26 protein-coding genes and 2 tRNA genes are annotated in these 26,415 nt (G+C 39.0%); 13 read left to right on the top strand and 15 right to left on the bottom strand.

All coding sequences use genetic code 11. The annotated features are described in order from the left end of the window. Positions 1-51: 51 nt before the first annotated feature. Positions 52-783, bottom strand: a complete 732-nt coding sequence (gene hisA, locus AC07U8_RS19795) for a 1-(5-phosphoribosyl)-5-[(5-phosphoribosylamino)methylideneamino]imidazole-4-carboxamide isomerase (RefSeq protein ID WP_004725338.1) — start codon at positions 781-783, stop codon at positions 52-54. 77 nt (positions 784-860) lie between these two features. Continuing rightward, positions 861-1,523, bottom strand: a complete 663-nt coding sequence (locus AC07U8_RS19790; RefSeq protein ID WP_209827816.1) for a 3'-5' exonuclease — start codon at positions 1,521-1,523, stop codon at positions 861-863. A 124-nt stretch (positions 1,524-1,647) separates the two neighbouring features. Between AC07U8_RS19790 and AC07U8_RS19785 the strand changes: the two genes are divergently transcribed. Then, complete coding sequence (locus tag AC07U8_RS19785; protein ID WP_004725342.1) at positions 1,648-2,049, top strand: transcriptional regulator; 402 nt, start codon at positions 1,648-1,650, stop codon at positions 2,047-2,049. Between the two features lie 41 nt (positions 2,050-2,090). Here the strand turns inward: AC07U8_RS19785 and AC07U8_RS19780 are convergent, their stop codons facing one another. The 3 genes from AC07U8_RS19780 to hisB all read right to left on the bottom strand — a co-directional run bounded on the left by AC07U8_RS19780 (position 2,091) and on the right by hisB (position 4,031). Next, the gene (locus AC07U8_RS19780; protein WP_096735308.1) at positions 2,091-2,627 is read right to left on the bottom strand and encodes a DUF805 domain-containing protein; all 537 of its coding nucleotides are present in this window, start codon (positions 2,625-2,627) and stop codon (positions 2,091-2,093) included. 193 nt (positions 2,628-2,820) lie between these two features. Further along, on the bottom strand, positions 2,821-3,438 hold the full coding sequence (gene hisH / locus AC07U8_RS19775; RefSeq protein ID WP_004816594.1) for an imidazole glycerol phosphate synthase subunit HisH: 618 nt from the start codon (positions 3,436-3,438) through the stop codon (positions 2,821-2,823). Then, on the bottom strand, positions 3,438-4,031 hold the full coding sequence (hisB, locus tag AC07U8_RS19770) for an imidazoleglycerol-phosphate dehydratase HisB (RefSeq protein WP_004725347.1): 594 nt from the start codon (positions 4,029-4,031) through the stop codon (positions 3,438-3,440). The genes hisH and hisB overlap by 1 nt, the downstream gene beginning before the upstream one ends. A gap of 102 nt (positions 4,032-4,133) precedes the next feature. On the opposite strand from hisB, the gene AC07U8_RS19765 reads away from it, so the two are divergent. The 5 genes from AC07U8_RS19765 (at position 4,134) to AC07U8_RS19745 (ending at position 7,463) form a co-directional block, all read left to right on the top strand. Continuing rightward, entirely contained in the window at positions 4,134-4,511 is a 378-nt protein-coding gene (locus tag AC07U8_RS19765) for a GNAT family N-acetyltransferase (protein WP_004816597.1), read from the top strand. Positions 4,512-4,859: 348 nt separating this feature from the next. Then, positions 4,860-4,935: transfer RNA gene (locus tag AC07U8_RS19760), tRNA-Phe, on the top strand. A 132-nt stretch (positions 4,936-5,067) separates the two neighbouring features. After that, positions 5,068-5,143, top strand: a tRNA-Phe gene (locus AC07U8_RS19755). 201 nt (positions 5,144-5,344) lie between these two features. After that, on the top strand, positions 5,345-6,106 hold the full coding sequence (locus tag AC07U8_RS19750) for a class I SAM-dependent methyltransferase (RefSeq protein ID WP_303576603.1): 762 nt from the start codon (positions 5,345-5,347) through the stop codon (positions 6,104-6,106). A gap of 85 nt (positions 6,107-6,191) precedes the next feature. Beyond that, on the top strand, positions 6,192-7,463 hold the full coding sequence (locus AC07U8_RS19745) for an OmpP1/FadL family transporter (RefSeq protein ID WP_315074842.1): 1,272 nt from the start codon (positions 6,192-6,194) through the stop codon (positions 7,461-7,463). Between the two features lie 45 nt (positions 7,464-7,508). On the opposite strand, the gene AC07U8_RS19740 is transcribed toward AC07U8_RS19745, so the two are convergent. Beyond that, positions 7,509-7,928, bottom strand: a complete 420-nt coding sequence (locus tag AC07U8_RS19740) for a GNAT family acetyltransferase (RefSeq protein ID WP_004725355.1) — start codon at positions 7,926-7,928, stop codon at positions 7,509-7,511. Between the two features lie 213 nt (positions 7,929-8,141). Here AC07U8_RS19740 and AC07U8_RS19735 point away from each other — a divergent pair, with 213 nt between their 5' ends. Next, positions 8,142-9,788, top strand: a complete 1,647-nt coding sequence (locus tag AC07U8_RS19735; protein WP_494738472.1) for a GMC family oxidoreductase — start codon at positions 8,142-8,144, stop codon at positions 9,786-9,788. 105 nt (positions 9,789-9,893) lie between these two features. On the opposite strand, the gene scpC is transcribed toward AC07U8_RS19735, so the two are convergent. From scpC to ompR, 3 genes are all read right to left on the bottom strand, one after another. Next, complete coding sequence (gene scpC, locus AC07U8_RS19730) at positions 9,894-11,417, bottom strand: succinyl-CoA:acetate CoA-transferase ScpC (RefSeq protein WP_494738471.1); 1,524 nt, start codon at positions 11,415-11,417, stop codon at positions 9,894-9,896. A 205-nt stretch (positions 11,418-11,622) separates the two neighbouring features. Then, positions 11,623-13,083 (bottom strand): ATP-binding protein, encoded by a 1,461-nt coding sequence (locus tag AC07U8_RS19725; RefSeq protein WP_004816608.1) that lies wholly within the window; start codon positions 13,081-13,083, stop codon positions 11,623-11,625. A gap of 378 nt (positions 13,084-13,461) precedes the next feature. Further along, positions 13,462-14,226, bottom strand: coding sequence for an osmolarity response regulator transcription factor OmpR (gene ompR, locus AC07U8_RS19720; protein ID WP_004816610.1), 765 nt, complete (start codon positions 14,224-14,226; stop codon positions 13,462-13,464). Between the two features lie 183 nt (positions 14,227-14,409). Here ompR and AC07U8_RS19715 point away from each other — a divergent pair, with 183 nt between their 5' ends. Continuing rightward, positions 14,410-14,829, top strand: a complete 420-nt coding sequence (locus tag AC07U8_RS19715; protein ID WP_494738470.1) for a carboxypeptidase regulatory-like domain-containing protein — start codon at positions 14,410-14,412, stop codon at positions 14,827-14,829. 108 nt (positions 14,830-14,937) lie between these two features. Further along, positions 14,938-17,310 carry a Tex family protein gene (locus AC07U8_RS19710; protein WP_004816613.1) on the top strand — a complete coding sequence of 791 codons (2,373 nt, stop codon included), beginning with the start codon at positions 14,938-14,940 and terminating at the stop codon, positions 17,308-17,310. A 49-nt stretch (positions 17,311-17,359) separates the two neighbouring features. On the opposite strand, the gene AC07U8_RS19705 is transcribed toward AC07U8_RS19710, so the two are convergent. Next, complete coding sequence (locus AC07U8_RS19705; protein WP_004725368.1) at positions 17,360-17,737, bottom strand: MerR family transcriptional regulator; 378 nt, start codon at positions 17,735-17,737, stop codon at positions 17,360-17,362. Positions 17,738-17,836: 99 nt separating this feature from the next. On the opposite strand from AC07U8_RS19705, the gene AC07U8_RS19700 reads away from it, so the two are divergent. Beyond that, entirely contained in the window at positions 17,837-18,928 is a 1,092-nt protein-coding gene (locus AC07U8_RS19700) for an SDR family oxidoreductase (protein ID WP_494738469.1), read from the top strand. Between the two features lie 38 nt (positions 18,929-18,966). Here the strand turns inward: AC07U8_RS19700 and AC07U8_RS19695 are convergent, their stop codons facing one another. Then, positions 18,967-19,722: an SDR family oxidoreductase gene (locus AC07U8_RS19695; protein WP_209827822.1), complete on the bottom strand. Its 756-nt coding sequence runs from the start codon at positions 19,720-19,722 to the stop codon at positions 18,967-18,969. Between the two features lie 105 nt (positions 19,723-19,827). Here AC07U8_RS19695 and AC07U8_RS19690 point away from each other — a divergent pair, with 105 nt between their 5' ends. Beyond that, the gene (locus AC07U8_RS19690; protein WP_494738468.1) at positions 19,828-20,724 is read left to right on the top strand and encodes a LysR family transcriptional regulator; all 897 of its coding nucleotides are present in this window, start codon (positions 19,828-19,830) and stop codon (positions 20,722-20,724) included. Positions 20,725-20,765: 41 nt separating this feature from the next. On the opposite strand, the gene AC07U8_RS19685 is transcribed toward AC07U8_RS19690, so the two are convergent. From AC07U8_RS19685 to AC07U8_RS19670, 4 genes are all read right to left on the bottom strand, one after another. Next, positions 20,766-21,509, bottom strand: a complete 744-nt coding sequence (locus tag AC07U8_RS19685; protein WP_494738467.1) for a hypothetical protein — start codon at positions 21,507-21,509, stop codon at positions 20,766-20,768. After that, the gene (locus tag AC07U8_RS19680; RefSeq protein WP_151801843.1) at positions 21,509-22,435 is read right to left on the bottom strand and encodes a DUF2167 domain-containing protein; all 927 of its coding nucleotides are present in this window, start codon (positions 22,433-22,435) and stop codon (positions 21,509-21,511) included. The genes AC07U8_RS19685 and AC07U8_RS19680 overlap by 1 nt, the downstream gene beginning before the upstream one ends. 212 nt (positions 22,436-22,647) lie before the next feature. Continuing rightward, complete coding sequence (locus AC07U8_RS19675) at positions 22,648-23,535, bottom strand: SDR family NAD(P)-dependent oxidoreductase (RefSeq protein ID WP_004725376.1); 888 nt, start codon at positions 23,533-23,535, stop codon at positions 22,648-22,650. A 358-nt stretch (positions 23,536-23,893) separates the two neighbouring features. Beyond that, positions 23,894-24,247, bottom strand: a complete 354-nt coding sequence (locus AC07U8_RS19670) for an SEL1-like repeat protein (RefSeq protein WP_004816626.1) — start codon at positions 24,245-24,247, stop codon at positions 23,894-23,896. 267 nt (positions 24,248-24,514) lie between these two features. Here AC07U8_RS19670 and AC07U8_RS19665 point away from each other — a divergent pair, with 267 nt between their 5' ends. Together AC07U8_RS19665 and AC07U8_RS19660 are read left to right on the top strand one after the other, a co-directional pair. Continuing rightward, a complete protein-coding gene (locus AC07U8_RS19665; protein WP_004816629.1) occupies positions 24,515-24,991 on the top strand; it encodes a hypothetical protein in 477 nt (158 codons plus the stop codon). A gap of 58 nt (positions 24,992-25,049) precedes the next feature. Next, a complete protein-coding gene (locus tag AC07U8_RS19660) occupies positions 25,050-26,414 on the top strand; it encodes a TolC family protein (RefSeq protein ID WP_494738466.1) in 1,365 nt (454 codons plus the stop codon). Position 26,415: the final 1 nt, after the last annotated feature.

Here is a 26,415-nt window from a genome sequence, read left to right as displayed (position 1 = left end):
AAAAAAGAGAACATCTCGGTTCTCTTTTTTAATCCAATCTAGGCTGGGAACTTAAAAGCCTTGTTCATCCAATAACAGCTGCGCTTCACGTAGGTTTAATGTGCCTTCGTAAATTGCACGACCTGTGATCGCACCTAAAATACCCGGTTTACCTTTTAAATTACGCACATCATCCAGATTGGTTACACCGCCTGAGGCGATCACTGGAAGACCTGAGTATTGTGCGAGATTTACTGTCTGTTCAACATTGACACCCTGCATCATACCGTCACGTGCGATATCGGTATAAACAATACTCGATACACCGGCATCTGCAAAACGTTTTGCAAGATCAGTGGCTTTTACATCAGTGACATTTGCCCAGCCATCAGTTGCAACCATACCATTGATCGCATCAATACCGACAATAATGTGTCCCGCAAACTTCTTACAGGCTTCTTCAACAAATTCAGGATTTTGAACTGCTTTGGTCCCGATGATGACAAAAGAAACGCCCGCATCTAAATAATGTTCGATTGTTTCCAAAGAGCGAATACCACCGCCAATTTGGATTGGCAGTTCAGGCTGTGCTTTTGCAATTGCTTCAACGACAGGTTTATGAATTGGTGTTCCAGCAAAAGCCCCATTCAAATCAACCAAATGCAAACGACGAGCGCCTTCATTTACCCAATGCTGTGCTGTTGCAACAGGATCATCAGAAAATACGGTATCGTCTTCCATACGACCTTGTTTTAAACGAACACATTTACCATCTTTCAGGTCAATTGCCGGGATGATCAGCATGCTTTCGCTCCTTGCTTAATCTCAATGAAGAATTTATTGATCTTCATCTTAGCAAAAACTTGATCAATTTCTAAGTGTCAGTTTAGGCTTTTATTGGCGCGAATGCTCAATTTAAGCTGAGTATGTGCAATCGTGTCAGGTATTAAGTCTAAATCCAGTAAGGCTTCGAAAATTAAGAGTGCAGCATAGGCATCGGCTGCTGCATATTCAATTTGTGGCGTTGTGAGGATTTTACGTGCCCAATTTGAGGTGCTAATTGATTTACTTTTAGGGAAATTGACCTGAAATAGCAATGCCATGGCATTTTTAATCCCTAAAGGATTATTGAAGCCAAAACTCGAAAAGCATTTTGAAAGTTCGATGACACTGTTGAGTTGCATGCCTTTTTTACGAAATAAATGTGTATCATTTTTTAAGCCAAAACCGACTTTAATCTGATCAGGGTTTTCAAAAAAGGGCGCTAGAAAAGCCAAAATATCTGCTGAAACTTGAAATAAATAGGCTTTTTCAAATGTCGCCAATTGAATAAGGTGTGGGCCAGTTTGTATTTCACCTTTGTTAAAGGTAGGTTTTGACTCGGTATCGAAACCAAAAATGTGCGCCGTTTTTAATTCTGCTTCAATTGCTTGGCATTGTTGCAAGCTATTAATCACAACAATGTTACTCAAAGGCAAATTTTGAAAACGGGGAAAGCTCTGAATTTGTTCTTTACTAGGAAGTTGCTGAGTTTGAATATTCACAAATTTAAGCTCACAAATTTTAGTCGACCAGTTTAAGCATTAAAAATATTAACCATATTGTGTTATAACAAACTTTGAATAAAAGATGATAGTTTTGTGGGTCAAAAACACAGGAATAAATTGTATGGTTGAAAAAGATGATGATCTTTTTATAGAAGGCGCCAAGCGTTTAAAGCAATTAATTCAGGATAAAAATATAAAAGCCAGCGATATTGTTAACGTACTCGAAACTTCAAAAGGAACCATGACCAAATGGTTGCAAAACTCAACACCGTCGAGTGCGCAAAGCTTAATTGAATTGGCGCGTTTAGTTGGGATGACTGAACGCTGGAATATGGAATCTAAACAGCAAGATAAAGCAGATCTAGTGACCAAAGCATATGCTGAGTCTGAATTGGATTTAAGCCATGTCACCATGGAACAATTGATTAACGAAATTAAAGACCGTTATGCAGCTTTAAATTTAAAAGCGGATATTAAAATTAGTGTTGAGCCATTAGAAGGTGGTTTTGTCACCAAAGAGTAAAATAACCACCTTATAAAAATAGGGTGGTTATTTCGGCTGATTTATTCAGATTGATTGATTTGTTGTTGATATTGCTGAAATTGTTGCGCTTGGTCAAGGTAGCTTTGATATGCTGGAATTGCTGTAACTGCAAGAATTAGAATACTAATCGGGAAGATCACAATATAAATCCAAGCCAATACTTTTTCCCAACCACGAGTCATTCGAGGTGCGCCATAGTTATTTGTCCCAGCATCTCCTTTTGCACAGCTTAAATAAACAAAAAAGAATAAATTCACCAAAGGTAAAAGCATAAGAAGAGATAACCAGCCACTTTGGTTTTTGTCATGTAAGCGACGGATTGTAAAAATAAAACTGAAGTAGATCACTGCGATATAAATAATAATCGCAACTGCGCCGAGTATAAAGATGAGCGTATTTGAAGGTGAGTTACTTAAAGCTGGGATGAAGAGTGCAGCGATAATACCCAGTACAAACATAGATAGACCCAACAGCATATTCCAGCCCAAATAGGATAATCGACCAAAACGGCCACTGGCACTTAAAGCTGAATCATGGGTTTGAAAATTAGAAGACATTGTTATGTTCCTAGAATGAATTAAGGTTTTTAAATCAATTTTTAAAATCAATTGTTGGATTTTTATTCAATTTGGTTGAATCATAATAAACAGACGATAAAAAATAAAGTCCAAATAAAATAAAAAAATCAAGCCAACTGCAATTGACTTGATTTTTAGAGATATAAATCGGGATGAAATTGACCTGAATAAATCAGATTTTCCATTCCACAAAGTTTTTCAGTAACTGTAAACCTGCTGTATGGCTCTTTTCAGGATGGAACTGTGTCGCAAATAAATTTTCTTTATGAATAGCCGTACAGAACTGCAAACCATAATCACATGTTGCAGCAACAAGAGACGGGTCTTTGGGTTCGACATAATAGCTATGTACAAAGTAAAAACGGCTATCTTGATCAATATCTTTCCACATTGGATGATTTGGATCCGCCTGATGGACTTGGTTCCAGCCCATATGAGGGACTTTTAAGCCGTCCATATCTGGAAAATGTTTTACCACACCTTCAAAAATACCCAGCGCTTGAGTACCGGCATTTTCTTCTGACGATTCAAGCAAAGCTTGCATGCCGACACAAATGGCAAGTACCGGTTTATTAAACGCAGCATGGCGCACAACCTCATCAATACCTGCTTCATGCATGCCCTGCATACAATCACGCATTGCACCTACACCCGGAAATACGATTTTATCTGCCTGAGCGATTAATCTTGGATCATTTGTGACATCTACAGTTGCGCCAACATGTTCGAGTGCTTTGGCTGCTGAATGAAGATTTCCCATGCCATAGTCAAGAAGGGCAATACGGGTCATTACAAGGTTCCTTTCGTCGATGCAACAGTATTTTCTGCACGCGGATCAACTTCACAGGCCATACGAAGCGCACGTGCAAATGCTTTAAAAACACTTTCAATTTGGTGATGGCTATTTTTGCCTTTTAAATTGTCAATGTGCAAAGTCATTAAAGCGTGATTTACAAAGCCTTGGAAAAACTCGGAAAATAAATCCACATCAAAACTGCCGATACGGGCACGTGTAAATGGGATATCCATCCATAAACCTGGACGACCTGATAAATCAACCACGACACGGCTTAAAGCTTCATCAAGTGGTGCATAGAAATGACCATAACGTTTTAAGCCTTTTTTATCACCGAGTGCTTGCGCAAATGCTTGGCCTAGTGTGATTCCACAGTCTTCTACAGTATGGTGATCATCGATTTCTAAGTCGCCATCACAATGAATATCGATGTCAAATAAACCATGACGCTTGATTTGATCAACCATATGGTCTAAAAAGGGAACACCTGTATTGAGCGTGCCTTGACCAGTACCATCAAGATTCACACGAACTCGAATTTTAGTTTCGTTGGTGTTTCTTACCACTTCACTGATACGTTGCGCCATAGACACGTTCCTCAAAAAACGTCAAAAATTAAAAGTTTGATGTAAAGATATTTCGCTGTGACGAAAGTGACAGCATATTAGATTGCTCAGGAGGGTTAATCAATGCCTATTACCGTACATGCTAAAACTTCACTAGAAAATGAAGAAGTTCGCGATCAGCTTGAGCGATTATATGACACCAGTCCCGAGTTTGGGGATGGTCATGATGCCATAGAACAACTTGAGCAAAACTTGGCTCATTATACCTTACTTTATGTCGCAGAATTTAATACAAAGATTATTGGTGCGTTATGGTGTACAGGACAAGGTGAAAGTCGGACTTTGGAAAATATTGTGGTACATCCTGCTAACCGCGGACGTGGCGTTGCAGAGCGTTTGGTCGAAGAAGTTTGTCGTATCGAGGAAGAAAAGGGCATTAAAAACTTTGAGCCGGGCTGTGGAGCAATCCATCGTTGTTTAGCTCACTTAGGTAAAATCTAAGATGATCTTGGAGCTTTGACCAATTTAAGCAACCTGATCAGGTTGCTTTTTTATTTGGCTATTTTTCCATAACTATAAAGTTAAGCTGATCTCAGTAGCATATTGCAGTCACGACCAAAACACTTTGGGAAAAATTAAATCGAGTTTGCAAAACTTAAAGTGAGGAAGAGTACCTTCGCTTAGCAAATTGAGCGTGCCAAAATTTGTGTTCTAAAGCTGAAAAATGTATAAAAAACAACCTTATTTAGAATAAATAGGCGGTTTTTGTTGTAAAAATAAACTATTGAATGATTTTAGTGATTTCAATACTTGACGACTAAACCATTAAATTGTTTAATACGCCCCATCGGCGTGATAGCTCAGTAGGTAGAGCAACGGATTGAAAATCCGTGTGTCCCCAGTTCGATCCTGGGTCTCGCCACCATATTTAAAATCTTTGAGATTTCAATCCCTGATCCCATCAGGGATTTTTTTTGGGTAAAAAATATTCGGTTGAATAAAAAAGTCATGATTTTTATTGACTATTGAACTGAGATACGGCTTAATACACCGCATCGGCGTGATAGCTCAGTAGGTAGAGCAACGGATTGAAAATCCGTGTGTCCCCAGTTCGATCCTGGGTCTCGCCACCATATTTGAAAAACCTCAAACATTGTTTGGGGTTTTTTATTGCCTGTTTTTTATCTTCAATTCAGAAATTGATGTTCATCATTAAAACAGCATGTCATTTTGAATGCGTAAATTGAACCCATTGTCTTACAAAATATCTTGCCATGGACTATAAATATCGTAAGATAAACCTTTGGTAAGTGAAATAGATTGTTATAAGAACAATGAAAGATTTATTTTCATCAGGCAGCCAGCTTTATCAGCAAGCTCGACCGAGTTATCCGCAAGAAGTGGTTCAGGAAATTTTAAATCATGTTCCAGAGCGTGGTTTTGCTTGGGATTGTGGTGCGGGTTCAGGTCAATTTACTCAATTGCTTAGCCCTTATTTCGATCATGTTGTTGCAACAGATATGAGCGAAAAACAATTAAACCTTGCGCCTTATTTCGATAATGTCAGCTATCAAGTCCAATCTGCTGAACAGACTTCATTTACAGCACAGAGTTTTGATTTGATTTCAGTGGCTCAGGCCATTCATTGGTTTGATTTTGATGGTTTTTATAAAGAAGTTGAACGCACATTAAAACCACAAGGTATTCTTGCTGTGATCGGTTATGGCTTAATTCATGTCGAAAATCCAGCCATCAATACCATGATTCAAAACTTATATGCTGAAAAACTAGATGGTTATTGGGATGCGGAGCGCCGTTATATCGATGAAGAATATAAAACCATTCCCTTTCCTTTTGATGAAATAAACGTTGCTGAGTTTAAGATGCAGTATCAGTGGTCCTCTGCACAACTGTTAAAGTATTTATCTACTTGGTCTGCAATTAAACACTATTGTGAAAGAAATCAGGATCATCCATTACTTGATCTAGCTGAAGCATTAACCAGCGAGCTTGCAGATTTGACCATCACATTCCCAGTTTTTTTAAGAGTGGGTAAAATTAAAAAATCAAAGAAAAAATGCTTTATGCACAAATAAAATAAGGATCGCATTTTATCTTCGATTACAACAGATAGAGCTAACAATATACTTACTTATATATTATTTAAAAGTAAGATAAATCATGAAAGCTCCAGTTAAAATATTATCCATTGCTGTATGGCTATCGGCATTCAGTTCTACCGCTTTTGCAACGACAGGCTATTTTATGCATGGCTATGGGGTAAAAGCCCAAGGCAATGCAGGGACTTCAATCGCTCAATTTCAAGATGCATTAACGATTGCCAATAACCCCGCAGGCTTAAGCTGGATTGGTGATCGTATTGATGTCGGTGCAACCGTGTTTTCACCTGATCGTTCAGCTGAGATTACCGCGAATCAAATGCCACAAGCTTACCCCAACGCCAATGGTCGATATGATGGCAATGGACGCAAATACTTTGTACTCCCAGAGCTTGCATTCAACCATCAAATCAATGACCAAGTTGCTTTAGGTTTAGCAATATATGGGAATGGTGGAATGAATACGGGGTATAAAAATAATCCATTTGCAGCATTTGGCAACAGTGGAACAGCAGGAGTGGATTTAACCCAGGTTTTCATTACTCCAGCAGTTGCTTGGAAATATGCAGAAAATCAATCTATCGGCATTGCAACCAATATTCTCTATCAACGTTTTGAAGCACGGGGAATTGCTGGGTTTAGCGGATTTTCAGCCGATGCTTCAAATTTAAGCAATCGTGGTAAGGATTCTGCGACTGGCATTGGTGCACGTATTGGTTGGGCTGGAAAATTCTTTAATCAACGTTTAACCTTAGGCGCAAATTATTCTTCAAAAATTAATGCAGATCGCTTTGATCGATATCGTGGATTATTTGCTGAACGCGGTGACTTTGATGTTCCTGAAAGTTATGGTGTGGGTGCAGCTGTCAACATCACACCTCAATTAACAGTGGCTGCGGATATACAACGAATTAACTATTCGGATGTGAAATCGGTAGGAAATCCTTTTGATCTTGCACAATTACAACAAGGCCATGCTTTTGGTACACCACAAGGGCCAGGATTTGGCTGGAATGATATCAATATCTATAAACTGGGTGTGTCTTATCAAGCCCATCCAAAACTCACACTAAGAGCCGGTTATAGTCATAATGATCAACCGATTCCAGACAGTGAAGTGTTTTTAAATATTCTTGCTCCTGGGGTAATTCAAGACCACCTCAGCGTGGGTGCAACTTGGAATGTCGATCAACATCAAGAAATCAGTATTGCCTATACACATGCCTTGGAAGATGAAGTAAAAGGCAAAATTTCCCCTGCGTTTGGTGGGGGTGAAGCGAAACTCAAAATGAGTCAGGATATTTTAGGGCTGTCGTATGGCTATAAATTCTAAGTTTTTCTGTCAATCGCCATGAAAGCAGATGGATTCGACAGACTTTTAATCTGAAATAAGACGTTTACCCAAACACACGACTTCGATTTCTTCATAGCCGAGTTGCTCATAAAAGCTTTGTACATCAATATTATCCTTACGGATTAACAGTTGCAGTTTGGGGCAACCTAATGCAACTAAACGCTTTTCAAGTTGTTGTATCAATGCAGTTGCAACACCATTACGTTGATCATGAGGGTGGACAGCAAGATAATTGACCCAGCCCCGATGCCCATCATAGCCCCCCATAACCGTAGCGATCAATTGTTCATCTTTGACCGCCAATAGAAACAATCCGTCTTTTTGTGCGACTTTACGGAAGATATCAATTTCTGGGTTGTTCCAAGGACGGGTTAAATCGCAGACTTCCCACAGTGCGATGACTTCGTCTAAATCGGTTTCCTGAAACTGTCTGATAATAAACATAGAATTTTTATCTCTTGTTTTTTAAAACAATCTTTACAGCAGATTAATATAAAAAACCGCAGTTGATAAGTTTATTTTTTAGACAATGCGTAAATACTTTTTACTGAGTTTGTTAACTTATAAAAACGTTATAGGCTGAGAATAGTGATTTTTTATTGATTGAAAGTGTGCATAATAATGGAGGCATAATTTAAAACAAAAAAGGAACTTCACGTGAATAAACAGGAATTTGATTATATTATTATCGGTGGTGGAAGCTCCGGCTGTGTGTTGGCTGGGCGTTTATCAGAAAACCCGCAAGTTTCTGTTTGTCTGCTTGAAGTTGGGGGCTCAGGAGAGGGTTGGAAAGTAGAAGTTCCTTGTGCAGCGGTGATTAGTATTCCAACCAAGATCAATAACTGGGCCTTTGAAACTGTACCGCAAAAGGGCTTAAATGGTCGTAAAGGCTATCAGCCTCGTGGAAAATGCTTGGGTGGCTCATCGGCAATTAATGCCATGGTGTATATCCGTGGACATCGACAAGATTATGATGATTGGGCAGCATTAGGCAATACCGGTTGGTCATATGATGAGGTTTTGCCTTATTTTATTAAGTCTGAGAATAACCAAAGAATTAAAAATCAATATCATGGCAATGCTGGCCCACTTTCAGTTATTGATTTGCGTAGTGATAATCCCTTACAGCAAAAATATATCGCAGCTGCCAAAGAGCAGGGTTATCGAATTCTGGATGACTTCAATGGAGAAGAGCAGGAAGGTTTAGGCGTTTATCAAGTGACCCATATCAATGGGGAGCGTTGTAGTTCCGCGCGGGCTTATTTATTTCCACATCGAGATCGTAAAAACTTAACGGTGGAAACCCATGCACAGACTCAGCGAATCTTGATTGAAAATGGCGTGGCTGTTGGGGTGGAATACAAGCAAGGTGGTCATCTGAAACAAATCTTTGCACGTCGAGAAGTGTTGTTGAGTGCGGGAGCGATGCAATCGCCACAGATTCTGATGCTGTCAGGTGTTGGCGACCAACAAGAACTTGCGCAACATGGCATTGAGGTGAAACAACATTTACCTGGTGTGGGTAAAAATTTTCACGATCATCCTGATTTTATTTTTGGTTATAAAGTCAGTGAAATTCAAGGCACCTTTGGCTTATCTATTCCAGGTTCAATTGATCTATTTAAACAAATTGGACGTTATCGTAAAGAACGCCGTGGTTTGTTAACCACGAATTTTGCTGAATGTGGCGGCTTTATTAAAAGTTCAAATGAGCAAAGTCTACCGAATTTACAATTACATTTTGTGATTGCACTGGTGGATAACCATGCGCGAACCATGCACACAGGGCATGGTATTTCCTGTCATGTCTGCCTTTTAAATCCAGTCAGTCGTGGTTCGATTAAGATAAGTGGGCCAAGTATCGATGATCCTTTATTGATTGATCCGAATTTTTATGGTGAAGAATCTGATTTAGAAGAAATGGTAAAAGGCTTTAAACTCACTCAGAAATTAATGCAATCTGATGCTTTTAAAAGCATGATTAAAGAAGATTTATTTACAGCCACGGTAAAAACAGATGAGGACATTCGCCAAGTTTTAAGAGATCGCTCAGATACCGTTTATCACCCTGTGGGAAGTTGTAAAATGGGGGTAGACGATATGGCTGTGGTTGATCCACGGTTACGCGTTTATGGTATTCAAAACCTGCGTGTGGTCGATGCGTCAATCATGCCAAAAGTGGTGAATGGCAATACCAATGCCCCAGCAATTATGATTGCAGAGAAAGCGGTTGAGATGATTAATCAGGACCAAGCTGGTGTGGCGTTTATTGAAAAGAAAGATAAAGTGCGTGTTGCAATCTGAGTCTTTAGATATTTAAAAGATGATTGGGTGGGCATTCAAACCCAAATAAGCCCATAAAAAAACGCCCTGAAGGGCGTTTTTACTTTTTACATCAGATTTAAAATCTTATGCAGATTTTTTAGCTTGATCTTCTAAAGACGCAAGCATATGGCCTGTTTCTTCAAAGTTATAGTGCCAAGAAAGAGCTTCGCGAAGAATATGCGGCGTTTGACCACCTTTTTCACATGCACGATCAAAGTAATCATTCAATGCATCACGATACATTGGGTGAGCACAGTTGTTGATGACTGCACGAGCACGTTCACGAGGCGCTAAACCACGTAAGTCAGCAAGACCTTGTTCAGTCACAAGAATATCAACATCATGCTCAGCATGGTCGATATGTGAAGCAAATGGAACAACAGAAGAGATGTCGCCACCTTTAGCAATTGATTTGGTCACGAAGATTGCTAAATGTGCATTACGTGCGAAATCACCTGAACCACCAATACCATTCATCATCTTGGTACCGCAGACATGGGTCGAGTTGACGTTGCCGTAAATATCGAACTCAAGTGCAGTATTGATCCCGATGATGCCTAAGCGGCGAACCAATTCAGGATGGTTTGAAATCTCTTGTGGACGTAGAACCAGTTTGTCTTTGTATTGTTCTAGGTTGTTAAATACTTTTTCGCCGTATTTAGCAGAAAGGGTAATTGATGAACCTGAAGCAAACTTCATTTTACCCGCATCAATCAATTCGAAAGTACAGTCTTGCAGTACTTCTGAATACATCACCAAATCTTCAAAGTTAGAATCTTTAAGACCAGTTAATACCGCATTGGCAATCGAACCGATGCCTGCTTGTAAAGGACCAAGATTCGAAGGTAAACGACCTTCTTCAACTTCTTTTTCAAAGAATGCGATTAAGTGGTTGGCAATACCTTGAGTTTCATCATCTGGTAGTGTCACTGTTGATGGAGAATCATGATATTCGTTGTTAATTACGATACCCACGATTTTTGCAGGATCAATATTGATTGCAGGTGTACCAATACGTTGATCAACATGCGTCAAAGGAATTGCTTGACGTGTTGGACGGTAAGTTGGGATATAAATGTCGTGTAAGTCTTCAAAAGCAGGGCTTAAGTTGGTGTTGATTTCAACAATCACTTTTTCAGCAAAAATTGCAAAGCTTGCAGAGTTACCCACAGATGTTGTTGGAATGATGCCACCATCTTCAGTAATCGCAATCGCTTCAATCACCGCAACATCAGGTTTTTTCAACTGGAGGTTACGCATTTGCTCAACAGTTTCAGACAAATGCTGATCGATGAACATCACTTCACCGTTGTTGATAGCTTTACGTAAAGTGTTATCGACTTGGAATGGTAAACGACGCGCAAGTACACCAGCTTCAGTTAATTGTTTGTCTAGGTCATTACCTAAACTTGCACCTGTGATTAAAGTAATCTTCAACGGATTCACTTTGGCTTGTTTTACCAGCGCTAAAGGTACAGCTTTTGCTTCACCTGCACGAGTAAATCCACTCATCCCCACAGTCATCCCATCTTGGATAAAAGTTGCAGCTTGTTCTGCGCTCATGACTTTGTCATGGAGAGATGCTAAACGAATACGATCTAAAGACATGGTTTACGCTCAATTCTTGTTCAAAACTAGACGGATTGTACCGCCCTCAAACTGAATTGTGCATGCCTCTAATGCTAAGGTCTAATTTTTTCAATAAATGCAGGTATAAATTCTGGTGATGGTTTTTAAGTTATTATTTATTAATAAAATAATGATAGCTGTTTGTTAAATAAACAAAGTTAAGTGTTGGTTTATTGAGCAATCACTAAAAGTGATCACTCAAGCTTTGTTTGATTTTTTGAATTGGATTTGTAGGTATCGGTTCTTCCTCAACTTTTATTGAAGTTGGTAGTGAAATGATGGCTTGTAGCCCGCCTTCAGGGCGGTTGGAAATCAACAGTTCACCTTGATGAATATCAACAATTCGTTTGACAATGGCCAAACCTAAACCACTCCCTTGCACCGTACGTGCAGCATCACCACGGACAAAAGGCTGCATAAGTCCTTCAATTTGGTCTTCGGGAATTCCTTCACCATTGTCTGCTACACAGATTTTAATATGCTCATCTTCTACAAAAGCACTGAGTTCAATGGGTTCTGCGCCATAGCGTTTTGAGTTGTTGATGAGATTACCAATCAAACGTTTTAACGACAGTGAGCGCGCGGTAATGACGGGTAATTCTTGCGGCGTGAACTGAATATCTAAGGGTTTAAACTGAATGATCAGTTCTTGTAGCAAAGCATTGATATTGGTGTCTTGAAGCTCTTCATCTGAGCCATCACGCATATAGGAAATAAACTGGCTTAAAATGGCATCCATATCATCGACATCATAAATCAAACCTTCTTTTAAGAAGTCATCATCAGACATCATCTCAGCGCTTAAACGGATCCGTGTTAGCGGTGTTCTTAAATCATGCGAGATACCTGCCAACATGATTTGGCGATCACGTTCAGTTTGTTCAAGTGTATAGATCATCTGGTTAAAAGCTTGGTTTACTTCACGGATTTCTTGTGGTCCATGATTGGTTTCCAAGTAGGGTGCTTTCCCTGTTTTACTGTAGCTATTCGCAGCATGTTGTAAGCGACGTAACGGGCGATTAAGCTGTCTGACCAGTGTCAGGATGATCGCCGCAGCAATCAGTGGAATACCCAATAACCAAGCTAAAATCAGTTCAGGACTATAGTTGGCATAGGTATTCAGAGGTTCACGGACCCAATTGCCATTCATTTCAGGGGTTTGGACCCAAATGCGTGGACTGGGTTTAAACTGGAAATAAACCGTCACATCTTTAATTTTTAATTCTTCTGCAAGCTGATTCTCAATACGATTGGTAAAGAAATCTGCAATAATTTTGTCTTTTACATTTGGGTATTCTTTGGGATCTGTAACATATTCGACCCCAACCCGTTGCTTTAACCATTCGTCAATATCGAGTTGGATTTCGTCATGGTAAATCTGCAAGCGCGGATTATTAACCATTTCCAGCTCAACCGCCAAAAAACGCGCATGTTGTTGAATTTCAGGTAAATAAAGTGTTTTCCAAAAAAACCACAATGACATAAATAGGCTAAAGAACACCACGAATACCACCAATACCGTAGTACGCATTGCTGCCGAACGCGGTTTAACTTTATCGAGGAAGCGTTCCCAAGGTGTACGTTTGCGTTCTTTGTAGCTGACAAAGTCGGTAAATTCTTGTGGGTCTATGGGTTCTAATTTCACAGGAGCATTCCAATCTGTGCGATATTGTTAATCGATGGATTTCAGTTTAAAGGATGGCAGATTTATCGCAATATTAAAAATGTTAGGTTACTCGGCTTTAACTTATTTATGGTCATAAATACTCGGATTTAAAATATTTTAAACTCAACAAAATAAGAGATGCATGGCATTGAGATCACACCGTTTTTGTAGAATCGCCAAATATGCTTATATTTAAAATACCAGTGAAATCATCAGTAAGGCATCGCTCTAGGGCAAAGCCATCAAGACTATTGTTTTGGATGAATAAATATGGATAAAAAAATACTGGTCACATGCAAAACCAAGTATGTGACCAGTACTTTTGAAACTGATTCATGCTATCGAATCAAGATCTATTTATTCCGCACCATCTGGAACGAACACATAACCTACGCCCCAAACTGTTTGAATATAACGTGCACGTGCAGGGTTTTCTTCAATCAGACGACGTAAGCGAGAAACTTGAACATCGATTGAACGTTCCATAGCACCCCATTCACGACCACGTGCAAGATTCATCAACTTGTCACGTGTTAATGGTTCACGTGGGTGCTGAACTAATGCCTTCAAGACTGCAAACTCACCTGTGGTTAATGTGACCACTTGCCCTTCACGCGTCAGGGTACGTGTTGATAAATCTAAAGACCAAGGGCCGAAAGACACAACTTCTACGTTTTGACTTGGTGCACCTGGAACTTCACGAACCTGACGACGCAGTACGGCACGAATACGTGCTAATAACTCATTTGGATTAAATGGTTTTGGCAAATAATCATCCGCACCAGCTTCTAAGCCAGCAATACGGTCAGAGTCACTGCCTCGTGCGGTCAGCATAATGACAGGTGTATCTATATTTGATGAGCGTAAACGTCTACAAATACTTAAACCATCTTCTACAGGAAGCATAAAGTCTAAAACGATGAGTGAAAATAACTCACGTTGTAATAGGCGATCCATCTGCGTTGCGTCGTGGGCCGTTTTTACCACAAAGCCTTTATCTTCAAGGAAACGCTGTAAAAGGGTACGTAAACGCACATCATCATCGACCACTAAAATGCGTTCGACACGGTCAGTTTCGTTTTGTACGATATCTGTATTTTCAGCAGGTACAACCAAACTCATGATGTACTCCCTTAATGTTGTAAATTATAAATATTCGTCAATCTCAGTATACTGCCTAAGCTCTTGTTAAGACTATGTATCAAATTGCTCAAAAATACAATTTTCAGGCTGTTTTGAAACCAAAAAACAACATCTATAACGATTTGAGATGATTCTATGTTTATAAATAAAAAGATATACCATATGCAAATGAAAGTTTTATGTATTTTGGCAATAAGTTTTGCTTTAAGTGCATGTATTAGCCGACTTTCCAGACCTGAAATCTCAGGACAAGTGATTGACCAATTTGACCAACCGCTTGGTCAGGTCCAAGTCGGTGAAACGCAAACCGACATGCAAGGCAACTTTCGACTCAAGGAGCGACGCTATGCTGCATTTTTGCTGAAAGAAATCATGTATATGGAAGCGCCACCAGTATTTGTACAAGAACGGCTAAATAAACAGGGTTATCAGCCGTGTGATTTGCAATATTTCAATTCCCATGGCGGTGGACAGCGCAAAGGCGCACAGTGGAAAGTTGGAAAAATTATTTTACAAAGCAATTTAAATACAGCAAAGCAGGATGAAATACCCGATTGCACTGTAAAAACTCAAGAAAAATGATCTTTTATCACTTTTTTCACTGCTAATTTGCAAAACAATTGTGGATTTTATGGTCTTGGTCTTTATAATCACTAACTTTTAGTCCTTATCCTTGTGGAATTAAACACGATGACTGACTTAGTTCAGCAGTTGGCAAGTGAACTTGCCGTACGTCCAAACCAAGTAGAAGCTGCCATTAAACTGATAGATGAAGGCTCTAGTGTTCCATTTATTGCACGTTACCGTAAAGAAGTAACGCAAGGCTTAGACGACATCCAATTACGCCAACTTGATACACGCCTTGTTTATCTACGTGATTTATTTGAACGCCGTGAAAAAGTAATCGAATCATTAAAAGAACAAAATAAGCTCTCTGATGACTTACTGGCTCGGGTCAATGGCGCTGAAACAAAAAATGCATTAGAAGAACTTTACGCACCGTACCGTCCAAAACGTACCAGTAAATCATTCAAAGCAAGAGAAGCAGGATTAGGGGAATTTGCTGAGAAAATTATCGCAGAGCAAATTGATCCGACTGAAGCTTTGGCTGGTTTTAGCCATGAAGAATACCCAGATGTTGAAAGCCAATTAGACGCGATTCAACACATCATCATTGATGACTGGGCACAAAATATTTCATTAACCACAGAACTTAAATCAACATTTGCCAAAACAGCGGTGTTAAAGAGTTTAGTGGCATCTGATGAGAAAAAAGAAGTCGGTAAGAAATTCCGTGATTACTTTGATTTCTCTGAAAATTTAAATAAAGTGCCTTCGCATCGTTTATTGGCAATGCTACGTGGCCGCCAAGAAAATGTATTGGGACTTAAAGTTGATGGTGATGATCATGCACCACTTGCACGTATTGAAACTGAATACGCGCTTGAAAGTGTGCAACCACAAGCACGTCAAGATTTCTTAAAGCAAATCGCAAAGCTGTTTTGGTTAGGCAAAATTCGCCCAACGATTGAGCATTCTTTGTTGACTGAAAAACGCCTTGCAGCTGAATCAGAAGCAATGGACGTGTTTGCAGAAAACTTACGTCATTTATTACTCTCTGCACCTGCAGGTTCACGTACAACTTTAGGTGTTGACCCTGGTATTCGTACAGGGGTGAAACTGGCGGTTGTTTCAAATTCAGGTGATGTGCTTGCACATAGCACGATTTATCCATTTGCACCAAAAGAAGATAAAGCCGGCTCGATTGCTGAACTTGCACGTCTTTGCCGTGAATTTAATGTGGATTTAATCGCGATTGGCAATGGTACTGCGAGTCGTGAAACGGAAGCTGTTGTTGCAGAAATGATGGCTGAAAATGCGGATCTTACATTAACGCGGGTTTCAGTAAGTGAAGCGGGTGCATCTGTTTACTCAGCATCAGAATTGGCTTCTGCTGAACTGCCTGAGCTTGATGTTGCGATTCGTGGCGCTGTTTCAATTGCCCGCCGTTTACAAGATCCATTGGCTGAACTGGTAAAAATTGACCCTAAATCTATTGGTGTAGGTCAATATCAGCATGATGTGAATCAAACCAATTTGGCAAAAACATTAGATGCTGTGGTTGAAGACTGTGTGAATGCGGTAGGTGTAGATGTAAATACAGCCTCTCCAGCAATCTTGGGCTATATCGCAGGTTTAAATAAAGCCATTGCGCAGCAAATTGTAGATTACCGTAAAGAAAATGGTCGTTTTGACAATCGTCAAGCATTGAAAAATGTACCACGTTTAGGCGAGCGTACCTTTGAGCAAGCTGCTGGTTTCTTACGTATTCAAGATGGTTCAGAACCTTTAGATGCATCATCTGTTCACCCTGAATCGTATGGTTTGGTCAACAAAATTGTTGAAGCAAAAGCGACCACAGTGAAAGATATCATTGGTAATACTGAAATTATTCGTCAAGTGAAAGCAGAAGATTTTGCTGACGACAAATTTGGTCTACCCACAATTCAAGACGTGTTAAGCGAGTTGGAAAAACCAGGTCGTGACCCTCGTCCAGAATTCCGTACAGCAAAATTCCGTGAAGATATCACTGAAGTCAGTCAATTGACTGAAGGAATGCAGCTTGAGGGTGTGATTACCAATGTGACTAACTTCGGTGCATTCGTCGATGTTGGTGTACATCAAGATGGTCTAATACATATTTCAGAACTTGCCAATGAATTTGTTTCTGATCCACATAAAGTGGTGAAACCAGGGCAAATCGTACAAGTACGTGTATTGACTGTAGATGCTGAGCGAAATCGTGTGAATTTATCGATGCGCCCAGAAGGTTCGGAAGCACCAGCTAAAGCACCACGTCAAAAGCGTGAGTTCAATAACAATGAACAACGTGGTGAGCGTAAGCCTCAGGGTAAACGTCCACAGCAAGGTCGTCCAAACCATGACAATAAAGACAAAGCACCACGTCATGACAAGAAACCACAAGCAGCTAAACCTCAAGAAAACAAAATTGGTGGTTTAGGTGCGTTGTTATTACAAGCAGGGATTAAAGGGTCTAAATAAGCCCTAATTTCTCAATAAAGAAACCGCCGTAAGGCGGTTTTTTTATGGATTAGACAATTGCAGAAAGATCACAATCTTTTTTAAATGGACATGCTTCCCCAACCACAAGATTTTCAAGTAGATTTTGAATATTTTGTAATTGGAGAATTTTTTCACCAATGACACTGAGCTTGTCTTTTAAAATCATATGAAATTGTTCTGCTGGAATTTCATTAACGTTGACCAAGTCTAAAATCTGTTTAATTTCAGCCAAAGTAAAACCTAGATTTTTAGCGACTTGAATCAGTTGTAATTGCTGTAAGTCTTGTTTTGAATAATCCTTATAACCATTATTTCGTGTCAATGGGCGGATAAGATCAAGCTTTTCATAAAAACGAATGGTATCCCGACTGAGATTTAATTGCTCTGATAATTCACCGATTAACATCACTTGCTCCAAATTTTATGTATTTGCAAGAAACACTTGACTGTGGAGTGTACTCCATCCTTTAGCTTAAGTGCGAGCATATAAAGGGTGTATAAAGTGATGCAAAATAATCAAAGTGTAGAAAAAGTTGCCTTGGTGGTTGGTGCAACAGGGTTTATTGGTAAATTTCTTGTAGCGCGATTACTTCAAAGCAATGACCAAGTTTTTGCCTTGTGCCGTCGTCTCGATCAGCAAGAGCCGAGTTTGAGAACATGGCTGGAAAAACAAGGAATAAACCATCAAAAATTATTCTGTCTACAAGGCGATGTTACCTTGCCTGATTTGGGTATTTCAGTTGAAGATTGGAAACGGCTTGCTGAGGTAAATTATTTATTTAATACCAGTGCATTATTTGCATGGAACCTTTCAATACAACAGGCAAGGGAAGTCAATGTTAAGGGCTTAATCAATTTACTTGAATGTGTGAACGAACATTGCCAATTGAAACGGGCAATTCATCTTTCTGGCTATATGTTGACACTCACTCAGCACTTACAGGATGCTGGAGTCTGTTTAGAAAATATCGAGAGTACGAATTGGAGGCCGGTGTACCAAAAACTGGGTGCTTATGAGGCTTCTAAAATTGAAGCTCATTTTGCGTGGGTGAAATGCGCTCAACAGTTGAAAATTGACTGGACAGTGATTCATCCTGCAACAGTGGTAGGGGATGAAAATTCTGGTGAAATTGCAGACAACCAGCCAATTGCTCACCTGATTACCCAGCTTAAACAGGGTAAAATGACCGCAATTCCTGCAACCCCTCAGCATTATTTACCTTTGGTTTCCGTGACAATGTTGGTCAATGCGATATGCAAAGCATCACAGGATCAACTTGCAAGTCACCAAGCTATATTGATTGCCAATCCTACTCAGATTTCTTTACAAGCGCTTATTGACAATGCGGCTCACAGATTAAATCTAAAAGCACCGCAATATTTCGTCTCGCTGAGCATTTTAAAAGTGATTTTAAAATGGAAGTGGCTTGCTCAAAAGCTGGATCTATCTGCTGAGATGTTGAATTTCATCCGAACTGAGCAATTAAATATGGATCAGTTTTTAACATTAAATCAGAAATGGCAAATACCAGAAACCAATCTTAAACAGAGCATTGCACTGACTGCAGAATGGGTGGATCAGAATCATCAGATCTAGCAATAAATTGCCCATTTCAATAAATGGGCAATTTATGATTATCGTGTTGTATAACCACCATTGGCAAAAATAGTCTGACCTGTAATCCACCAACCCTCTGTCACTAAAAAGCGTACCAAAGGTTCAATATCTTCAATCTTGGTTAGACCACCCAGTGCAGAGGCAGATTTATGATAGGCCACCGCTTCAGGCGCTTCTTGACCATAGAAAAATGGTGTGTCCATTGGACCAGGTGCAACAGCAGTGACGGAAATACCGCGATCGCCGTACTCTTTCGATGCTGCACGTGTATAGTGCTCCACAGGTGCTTTTAAGCCTTCATAGGTTGAATATAATCCTGTGTAGGCTGCTAAAAGACTGGTCACGATAGAACAAATTTTTCCACCATTGTTAAGATGTTTACCCGCAGACTGAATGAAGAAATAGGCAATTTTATTGTTAATGTCATTCATCGAATCAAACTCTTGTTCAGTTGTTTCAATCAATGGTTTTTTGAGTACTCGCCCTACGGTATTAATCGCGATATCGACACCACCAAAGATTTCTTTGGCTTTGATAAACAATGTTTCGATATTTTGAATATTAGAGAGGTCTGCTTGTATCAACGTTGCATTAACACCAAGTTGTTCAACGGCTTTGAGTGTTTCTTCTGCATCTTTTTGGGTTTCTAGGCTGTTGTAGTGAATGACAAGATTTGCTCCTTGTTCTGCAAATTTTCGCGCAATCAGACCACCAAGGTTTTTAGCGCCACCTGTAATAATCACTGTTTTGTCTTTTAAATTGTGCTGTGCCATTGTTGTTTTCCAGTTTTGATAAATGATGCTGAAATTCTAAAAGCTATTTTTTATTCTAAATAGTGATTAGAATCGAATAGATTGTTTGAAAAAATTGAATAATAAATGGATAAAATTGAACGGCTAAAAATTTTTTGCTTAGTTGCAGAAAAGCATTCATTTGCCCAAGTTGCTAAAGCACTGGATTTACCACGTTCAACAATTACCTATGCAATACAAGGCTTAGAAAAAGAATATCAAGTTTTGTTGTTTAATCGGACCACGCGAAAAGTTAACTTAACCAATGATGGAGTTCAGTTTCTTAAAGAAGTTCAACAATTGATTTTTCAGGCTGAAGGGCTGAATAAGTTTAAATTAAAAAATCGCCAATATAAGGTGCAAGTTAAAATTGGCTTACCGTTAAGAATTTCAACCCAATATCTTCTTCCTTATCTGCATGAATTCTATGCAAAGTATCCCAATATTAAAATTTCAATTTATAGCCACGATCACTATTCGGATTTAATTGAACAGCGACTGGATTGTGTGCTTCGTGTTGGAAATGTGATGAATGAAAATCTAATTGTGAGACCCATCACAGAGGTTGATTTATATACAGTTGCTGCTCCAAAATATTTAAATACATTGAAGAATACTCTAGAAAAAGAGCAGTTAAATCAGCATATTATGATTGGTTATCAAATGAAAAATATGGATTCAGATTTTGGAAGTCTGGTTTTTAAAGATAGCCAGATCAAACTTCCTTATCAACTTTCAGTTGAGGATACCGAAAGTTATTTACATGCGGGCTTGCAGGGGTTGGGGATTATCCAGATTCCAGCTTTTGATGCAATCCCGTTTATCGAGACCAAAAGATTAACCCGAATATTTGAGCAAGAAGCGTGCTTAAAAATACCCATCAATTTTCTTTTTTTAGAAAGAAAGTATCGACCAGTATATTTTCAATTCTTTATTGATTGGTTAGAGAATTTATTGAAACAGAAGCTCGCTAAGCATATTTAGCTGTGTCACTTAGGTCTGTAGATAAGGAGCCGCTTTGGTGGTCAAGGTGGGCTTAATAGATTGGTCAGGTAGTTTTGTTTAAGTGTTAATTGTTCAATGACCAGTTGTTCTGAGTCATGATTATTTTTGAGTAATTCAATATCCGCAATCGTTTGAGACAACAAGGCTTGAAAATCATCTGCTTGTAATAGATGTTGAGAGAGGGTAATTGCATCTGTCTTAAAATCATAATTTAGACTAATTTTTTGCAGGAGGTTTAATGCAAAAGGCGGACAAAGTAGCGCATCGATGAAAAGATAGCTGAATTTTAAGTTGGACAAATATAGTTGTTTTCGTCGAACAAAAATCCAAGTGATATTGATCAGGTTAATCGCATAAATGCTCAGGATTAAAATTGCTAAATATAGATAACTGCTTTTATAAATCAACGCAATAGGTAATAAAACCAGTGTTAATACTGTATTTAAATAAATCATCGGCTGCAACGGTTTTAAGATCTTTTGTAGATTTAGAATAGCCCCGAACTCGTTGTCCGCAACTTGTTGCTGGTCTTGATGATGGGTCAGTTGCCAGCGAACTTTAAAGCATAAATAATGTGGGCAAAATGGCTGAGGAATAATCAGAAATTTTTTGAAGATGCTGACATGATTGACCAGCATCTGTGACTTAAACTTTGCGGTAAAACCGTTGAGAAGATAAAATTCATTATAGAAACAAAGTTTAGCCGAATCATAGAGATAAAATCCGACTAAACCCAAAATAATAAGATAATCAAATGCGATCATTATTCTTTATTTCTTTTAAAAATCTTCCCGATAAAACCAATGCAAGCAGCAACGCCAACAAGGATAAACTTCCAAGTCGCTGCAAAGAAAGCAGCAATGACCGCCCAAAAACCTTTTTTAGTCGCAACGGCGGCAGCACCACCTACCACTAAAGCAGCGAGACCATATTCTGCTACTTTGTCGCCTGCTTGGAATTCGGTATAACGTTCGCCTGAGTTATATTGGAAGCCTTTGATGGAATTTTTAAAGGCTTGAATATTTCTATCTAGATTTTCAGGATCAGATACCAAGGTTGCACTCATTACACCGGTACGCCCCAGAAGACGTACGGTATAGTTTATGGTTTCCATATTATCTTCACCACGGACTTTTAATGCCCATTCAAGATGTTTAGATACAGGATCATATTTTGGAGGGACAGCCCAACTGTCTGTATAAAGTTTATCAAGCCCTAAACGCACTCGTTCAGCATTGGCTGCTTCATCATAAGATTTTAATTCTTTTAACAATGCATCAGCATCAATTTTCTCATCATCTTTGACGTAGCCTGACGGTTCAAAGTCAAAGGTCGCCCACCATGAATCATCCTCTGCGACGAGTACATTGGTACTGCCTGAAGTGAGATTACCAGTAAGCTCTAAAAATTTATCTGAATTTGAAATATCAAGAAAACCATCACCTTTGATTGTGTTTAGGGTGGCGACGTCAGCAAGATTTTCCTTTTTGGGTCCAATTTGCCAATTCAGTTTGGAATACGGGCTTTCTTGCTGGGTTTGTGTACTTTGGTCAGGTGTCGTGCTTTGTTCTGTTGTGGTCGTTTCCGCATAACTATAAACAGGTATGAGTGTGCTCGTGCTTAAACTTAGACAAAGCAAAACGGCATGAGTAACAGGTTGAAGCTTTAAGTTAAATTGTTTTTTTAACATGGTGGTCTCATTTTCTAATTGGTTATGTCTCTGATTATTTGAATAGCTTCGTGTTGTTAAATTTAAAATCAATGATTTTTTCTTTAATATTGAATGCGTGAAGTTATTCTTAGTGCTTAGTTTTTCTAATATTATTTTATTTATTCAAGATTTTCAATGTCTGTATTTGAACGGATAGTCTACTCAGTAAAATATCCGTTCAATGGCTTAAATTACCAATGCTCACCTGGGAACAAACGCGCATACGCTCTTTGTACCAGATTCAATTTTTGTGGCTCACCTACAGATGCAGTCGAACTTGGGAACAAGTTAAAGCCAATAGACATTAATTTGTTATTGATTCCAGGTGCAATCGAATACGTAATAGAGGCTAAACGACCTAAGTTTGTCGCAACTTTCTTCGGACGTTTCACAATCGCATAAGCCACTAAATCTGCTGCTTGTTCAGGTGAAAGTGTTGGTACATATTTATAAATTTTAGTCGGTGCAATCATTGGCGTGCGGACTAAAGGCATATAAACTGAAGTAATCGCAATTTTATGAGAATGTACTTCCGCAGATAAACAACGGCTAAATGCATCCAATGCTGCTTTTGATGCAACATAAGCAGAGAAGCGAGTTGCGTTTGCCAATACACCAATTGAACTGATATTGATAATTTGACCGTCTTTACGAACCATCATTTGCGGTAAAATATTCAAGACTAAACGAACTGCACCAAAGTAATTCAGCTGCATCGTACGTTCAAAATCATGGAAACGGTCAACAGATTCATGCACAGCACGACGAATTGAGCGACCTGCGTTATTGATCAAAATATCAATATGATCAACAGAGGCAATGATTTGCTTAGACACTTCATCAATAGCATCCATATCATTTAGGTCGCAAGGGAAAATATCAGCCTGCCCACCTTCAGCCTGAATTTCAGCTTGAACTTCTTTCAATGTTTCTTCAGTACGAGACACTAAAAGTACATGTGCACCTGCTGCTGCGAGCTTTTTTGCAACCGTTAAACCGATACCACTAGATGCACCTGTGATTAGTGCAATTTTACCTTGAACCTTTTTTTGAAAAAGTTGCTCTAATTTTTGATTCATAGCTATTTTCCTGATTCTACTGGCATAAATATATGCTGTATTTTTTTGTTTCGGGTGATTGGGTCTTTGTTTAAAAGATGATCACTTTTGTTGGAAGGCAATAATATACAAAAAAAATAAAAATACTAGTATTAAGTGACTGAATTTATAAAATATTTTTAGAGTAAATACTCTATTATATTTTTACTTATTTCGTGATTTTTACCATATAAAAATGAGTATTAAAAGCAAAAAATCAATCTTACTGTATAAAACATAACCAAATAAATTCACTTGAAAATTTGAATATATTTTTAAGTAAACAGAGTTGATTTCAACTCTGTTTATAGATGGATATATGTAATATTTTTATCATGATTTATGAAAAAGCAAGCTCATCATATGCTTTTTTTAATTGTTCTTTGGCGTGGGTATGACCTTGATGTGCAGCTTGTTCAAGCCACTTTTCTGCATGACTATAACTTCGGTCTAACCCAAGTTGTCCATTTAAGTAGCTGAGTCCCATTTTATACTGAGCTTCTTGATCTCCACGCAAAGCAGCTCTTAAATAGCACCACATCGCATTACGATTTGCGATTTCATCTAAACTTAGATTTTGATCTTCAAAATGATGTGCTTGCGCTTTTTCGAGAGCAGCTTCGGAAGCATTCTGTTCAAATGCTCGACGAGATGTTGAATCTCCTAAAAAACGGTTAAAAATATGTACCAACATATACAACCTCCTTGCTAATCCATTAACAAAGTAAAAGAGACTGCTAATCACAAAAAAATGATTAGATATAATTAATCTAGCTGATTTTTTACACTTTGCAAATAGTTAAATGTAATTTGTCAATTGCGATTTTTACACATTTGTTAAAAAATACATTATTTAACAAACCAACAATTTTTATTTAAAGTATTAAATCACGCACTGTAATTTTATTACATTGAGAAAATTTGCTATATTTAGGTTGTTTTTTGATTTCGGATAGAATCTGTGAAACGCTCAAGTGTTTTCATCACAGTCTTGCTTAGTTTGTTTATGTTCCAAAGTCTTTGGAATGTAGCGGCAGCTTTTTGTGATCATGAAAGCACTACACTTCCATCGCAAAGTCTGATGAGTCAGCATTTTGGACACCATAATGCACCTGATTGTACTCAGGATCAGCAGCAGCATCCGCAGCTATTGGATGTGTATGGGATAGATAAACCGATTTCAGATCAGTCCGCATTCAAACAATTATCAGCACATCAACATGATGTGCGTTCCAGTGATTTCCTCAATCATATAAATGATGATCATCGTGACCATTTGCCTTCCTTTGCGCATTTTATTGTGGTTGATGATCAGCAACAAACAGCGCAGCCTAAGTTTATAGGCTACCCTGAATCTCGCTTTATTGGCTGGAATAATTTGTACCAGTCACCTGATCTATATTTGCCTAATCCTCCGCCTCTCTCATCCCCGCTATAAGGTGGGGTAGCCAAAAAGATTGCCCACCGCTAATGGTTTAATTTAGTGGGGCATTTTTATGTCAAAAGAAATACGTAATTTAGTACAAAAGCCTGTATTTGGTTTTAGGCCGTCTTTGCTTAGTGCACTGATGTTGAGTGTGATCTCATCTCTTAGTTGGGCAGACAACACATCTCAAGCATTAACCTTACAGCAGGCAATTGCAAAAACTGAGCAATACCAGCAAACGCAAAATGTCTGGCAAACGCAGCAGCAAATTGCAACAGCGAACATTAAACAAGCAAAACTGTGGACAAATCCAGAGTTATCCGTATCGCAAACGGGTTTTGGTTCCAATCAAGATCAAGAGCTTTCAATTGGTGTTTCTCAACGATTGGATATTTTTGGTGAACGTAAGTCAGCACAGAGGTTGGCACAACTTTCAAAAGATCAAAGTGACTTAAATCAGCGAATTTATCAGGCTCAACTTGAATTGGCTGTGAAATACCAATGGTCACAGCTGGCGATTTTTGAGTTAGAACGCAACGTGGTTCAAGAGCAACTCAACGTCAGTGAAGAAAATCTGAATGCAATACAGAAGCGCTATCAAGCGGGGAGTGTCGCTCAGGTTGATGTAGATCGTGCCAGACTGAGTCATGCAGAAAATGCTCGCTTATATCGTCAAGCCGATTTGCAGGTGCAAGTTGCCAAGCAACAATTGTCCAATCTTTGGGGAGATGCTGATAAATCGATTCGTATCGGTTTAAATCCTCAATCCTTATGGCCGTCTTCGACACACCAACAGGTACAAGAATATCTCGCAGACAATCTTTTTGAAAAATCACGTCAGTTACAGGTGTTGCAAGCAAAAGCAACAGTGGCGCAACTCAAAGCTTCGGCACGGCCTAATCCAACTGTGAATTTAGGCGTGAATCGTACTCGATCACGCGAAACCTCGACTGACAATGCCTTAGTCGTCGGCGTTTCTATTCCATTAAATATTTTCAACCGCCAGCAATATGGTGTGCAAATTGCGCAGGCAAAGCAGGATTTACTTAGCAGACAACAGGAGTTTTATCTCCGTCAAAATGCTTTGCAGGTGGGAACTTTGTTGACTGAATTACAAGGACTGGAAGTGCAGTTTAAAGCAGTTGATGAGTCTCAGATTCCGCTTGCAGCTCAGGTTCAACGTAAAACTTTGCAGGGTTTTACTGTGGGTAAATTTGCCGTTACCGATGTGCAACAAGCGACTTTACAGTTGCAAGATGTGCGTTTGAGAAAAGTGCAATTATTAAAAGATGGTTGGCAACGTGCCATTGAAGCGGAAAGTCTGAGTCTCGGTATTGAACCAAGTCAAATCATGGCAAAAGACGCTTTAGCACAGATCAATCAGAGTTTATGGCAGGACACACAAGCTTTACCAATCGTGGGTGGGGGAAAATAAT

Source organism: Acinetobacter sp. GW821-FHT01E09, assembly GCF_059422385.1.
The sequence above is the reverse complement of the archived record's forward strand: the minus strand, read 5'-3'. Positions and strand labels throughout refer to the sequence as shown.

Coding starts and splice junctions, on each gene's coding strand:
- hisA (WP_004725338.1), bottom strand. CDS start 783: ATGCTGATCATCCCGGCAATTGACCTGAAAGATGGTAAATGTGTTCGT.
- AC07U8_RS19675 (WP_004725376.1), bottom strand. CDS start 23,535: ATGAATCAAAAATTAGAGCAACTTTTTCAAAAAAAGGTTCAAGGTAAA.
- AC07U8_RS19685 (WP_494738467.1), bottom strand. CDS start 21,509: ATGATCGCATTTGATTATCTTATTATTTTGGGTTTAGTCGGATTTTAT.
- AC07U8_RS19765 (WP_004816597.1), top strand. CDS start 4,134: ATGCCTATTACCGTACATGCTAAAACTTCACTAGAAAATGAAGAAGTT.
- AC07U8_RS19695 (WP_209827822.1), bottom strand. CDS start 19,722: ATGGCACAGCACAATTTAAAAGACAAAACAGTGATTATTACAGGTGGC.
- AC07U8_RS19710 (WP_004816613.1), top strand. CDS start 14,938: ATGACTGACTTAGTTCAGCAGTTGGCAAGTGAACTTGCCGTACGTCCA.
- ompR (WP_004816610.1), bottom strand. CDS start 14,226: ATGAGTTTGGTTGTACCTGCTGAAAATACAGATATCGTACAAAACGAA.
- AC07U8_RS19715 (WP_494738470.1), top strand. CDS start 14,410: ATGCAAATGAAAGTTTTATGTATTTTGGCAATAAGTTTTGCTTTAAGT.
- AC07U8_RS19690 (WP_494738468.1), top strand. CDS start 19,828: ATGGATAAAATTGAACGGCTAAAAATTTTTTGCTTAGTTGCAGAAAAG.
- AC07U8_RS19660 (WP_494738466.1), top strand. CDS start 25,050: ATGTCAAAAGAAATACGTAATTTAGTACAAAAGCCTGTATTTGGTTTT.
- AC07U8_RS19740 (WP_004725355.1), bottom strand. CDS start 7,928: ATGTTTATTATCAGACAGTTTCAGGAAACCGATTTAGACGAAGTCATC.
- hisB (WP_004725347.1), bottom strand. CDS start 4,031: ATGGCGCAACGTATCAGTGAAGTGGTAAGAAACACCAACGAAACTAAA.
- AC07U8_RS19670 (WP_004816626.1), bottom strand. CDS start 24,247: ATGTTGGTACATATTTTTAACCGTTTTTTAGGAGATTCAACATCTCGT.
- AC07U8_RS19700 (WP_494738469.1), top strand. CDS start 17,837: ATGCAAAATAATCAAAGTGTAGAAAAAGTTGCCTTGGTGGTTGGTGCA.
- AC07U8_RS19745 (WP_315074842.1), top strand. CDS start 6,192: ATGAAAGCTCCAGTTAAAATATTATCCATTGCTGTATGGCTATCGGCA.
- AC07U8_RS19785 (WP_004725342.1), top strand. CDS start 1,648: ATGGTTGAAAAAGATGATGATCTTTTTATAGAAGGCGCCAAGCGTTTA.
- AC07U8_RS19750 (WP_303576603.1), top strand. CDS start 5,345: ATGAAAGATTTATTTTCATCAGGCAGCCAGCTTTATCAGCAAGCTCGA.
- AC07U8_RS19705 (WP_004725368.1), bottom strand. CDS start 17,737: ATGTTAATCGGTGAATTATCAGAGCAATTAAATCTCAGTCGGGATACC.
- hisH (WP_004816594.1), bottom strand. CDS start 3,438: ATGACCCGTATTGCCCTTCTTGACTATGGCATGGGAAATCTTCATTCA.
- scpC (WP_494738471.1), bottom strand. CDS start 11,417: ATGTCTTTAGATCGTATTCGTTTAGCATCTCTCCATGACAAAGTCATG.
- AC07U8_RS19780 (WP_096735308.1), bottom strand. CDS start 2,627: ATGTCTTCTAATTTTCAAACCCATGATTCAGCTTTAAGTGCCAGTGGC.
- AC07U8_RS19680 (WP_151801843.1), bottom strand. CDS start 22,435: ATGTTAAAAAAACAATTTAACTTAAAGCTTCAACCTGTTACTCATGCC.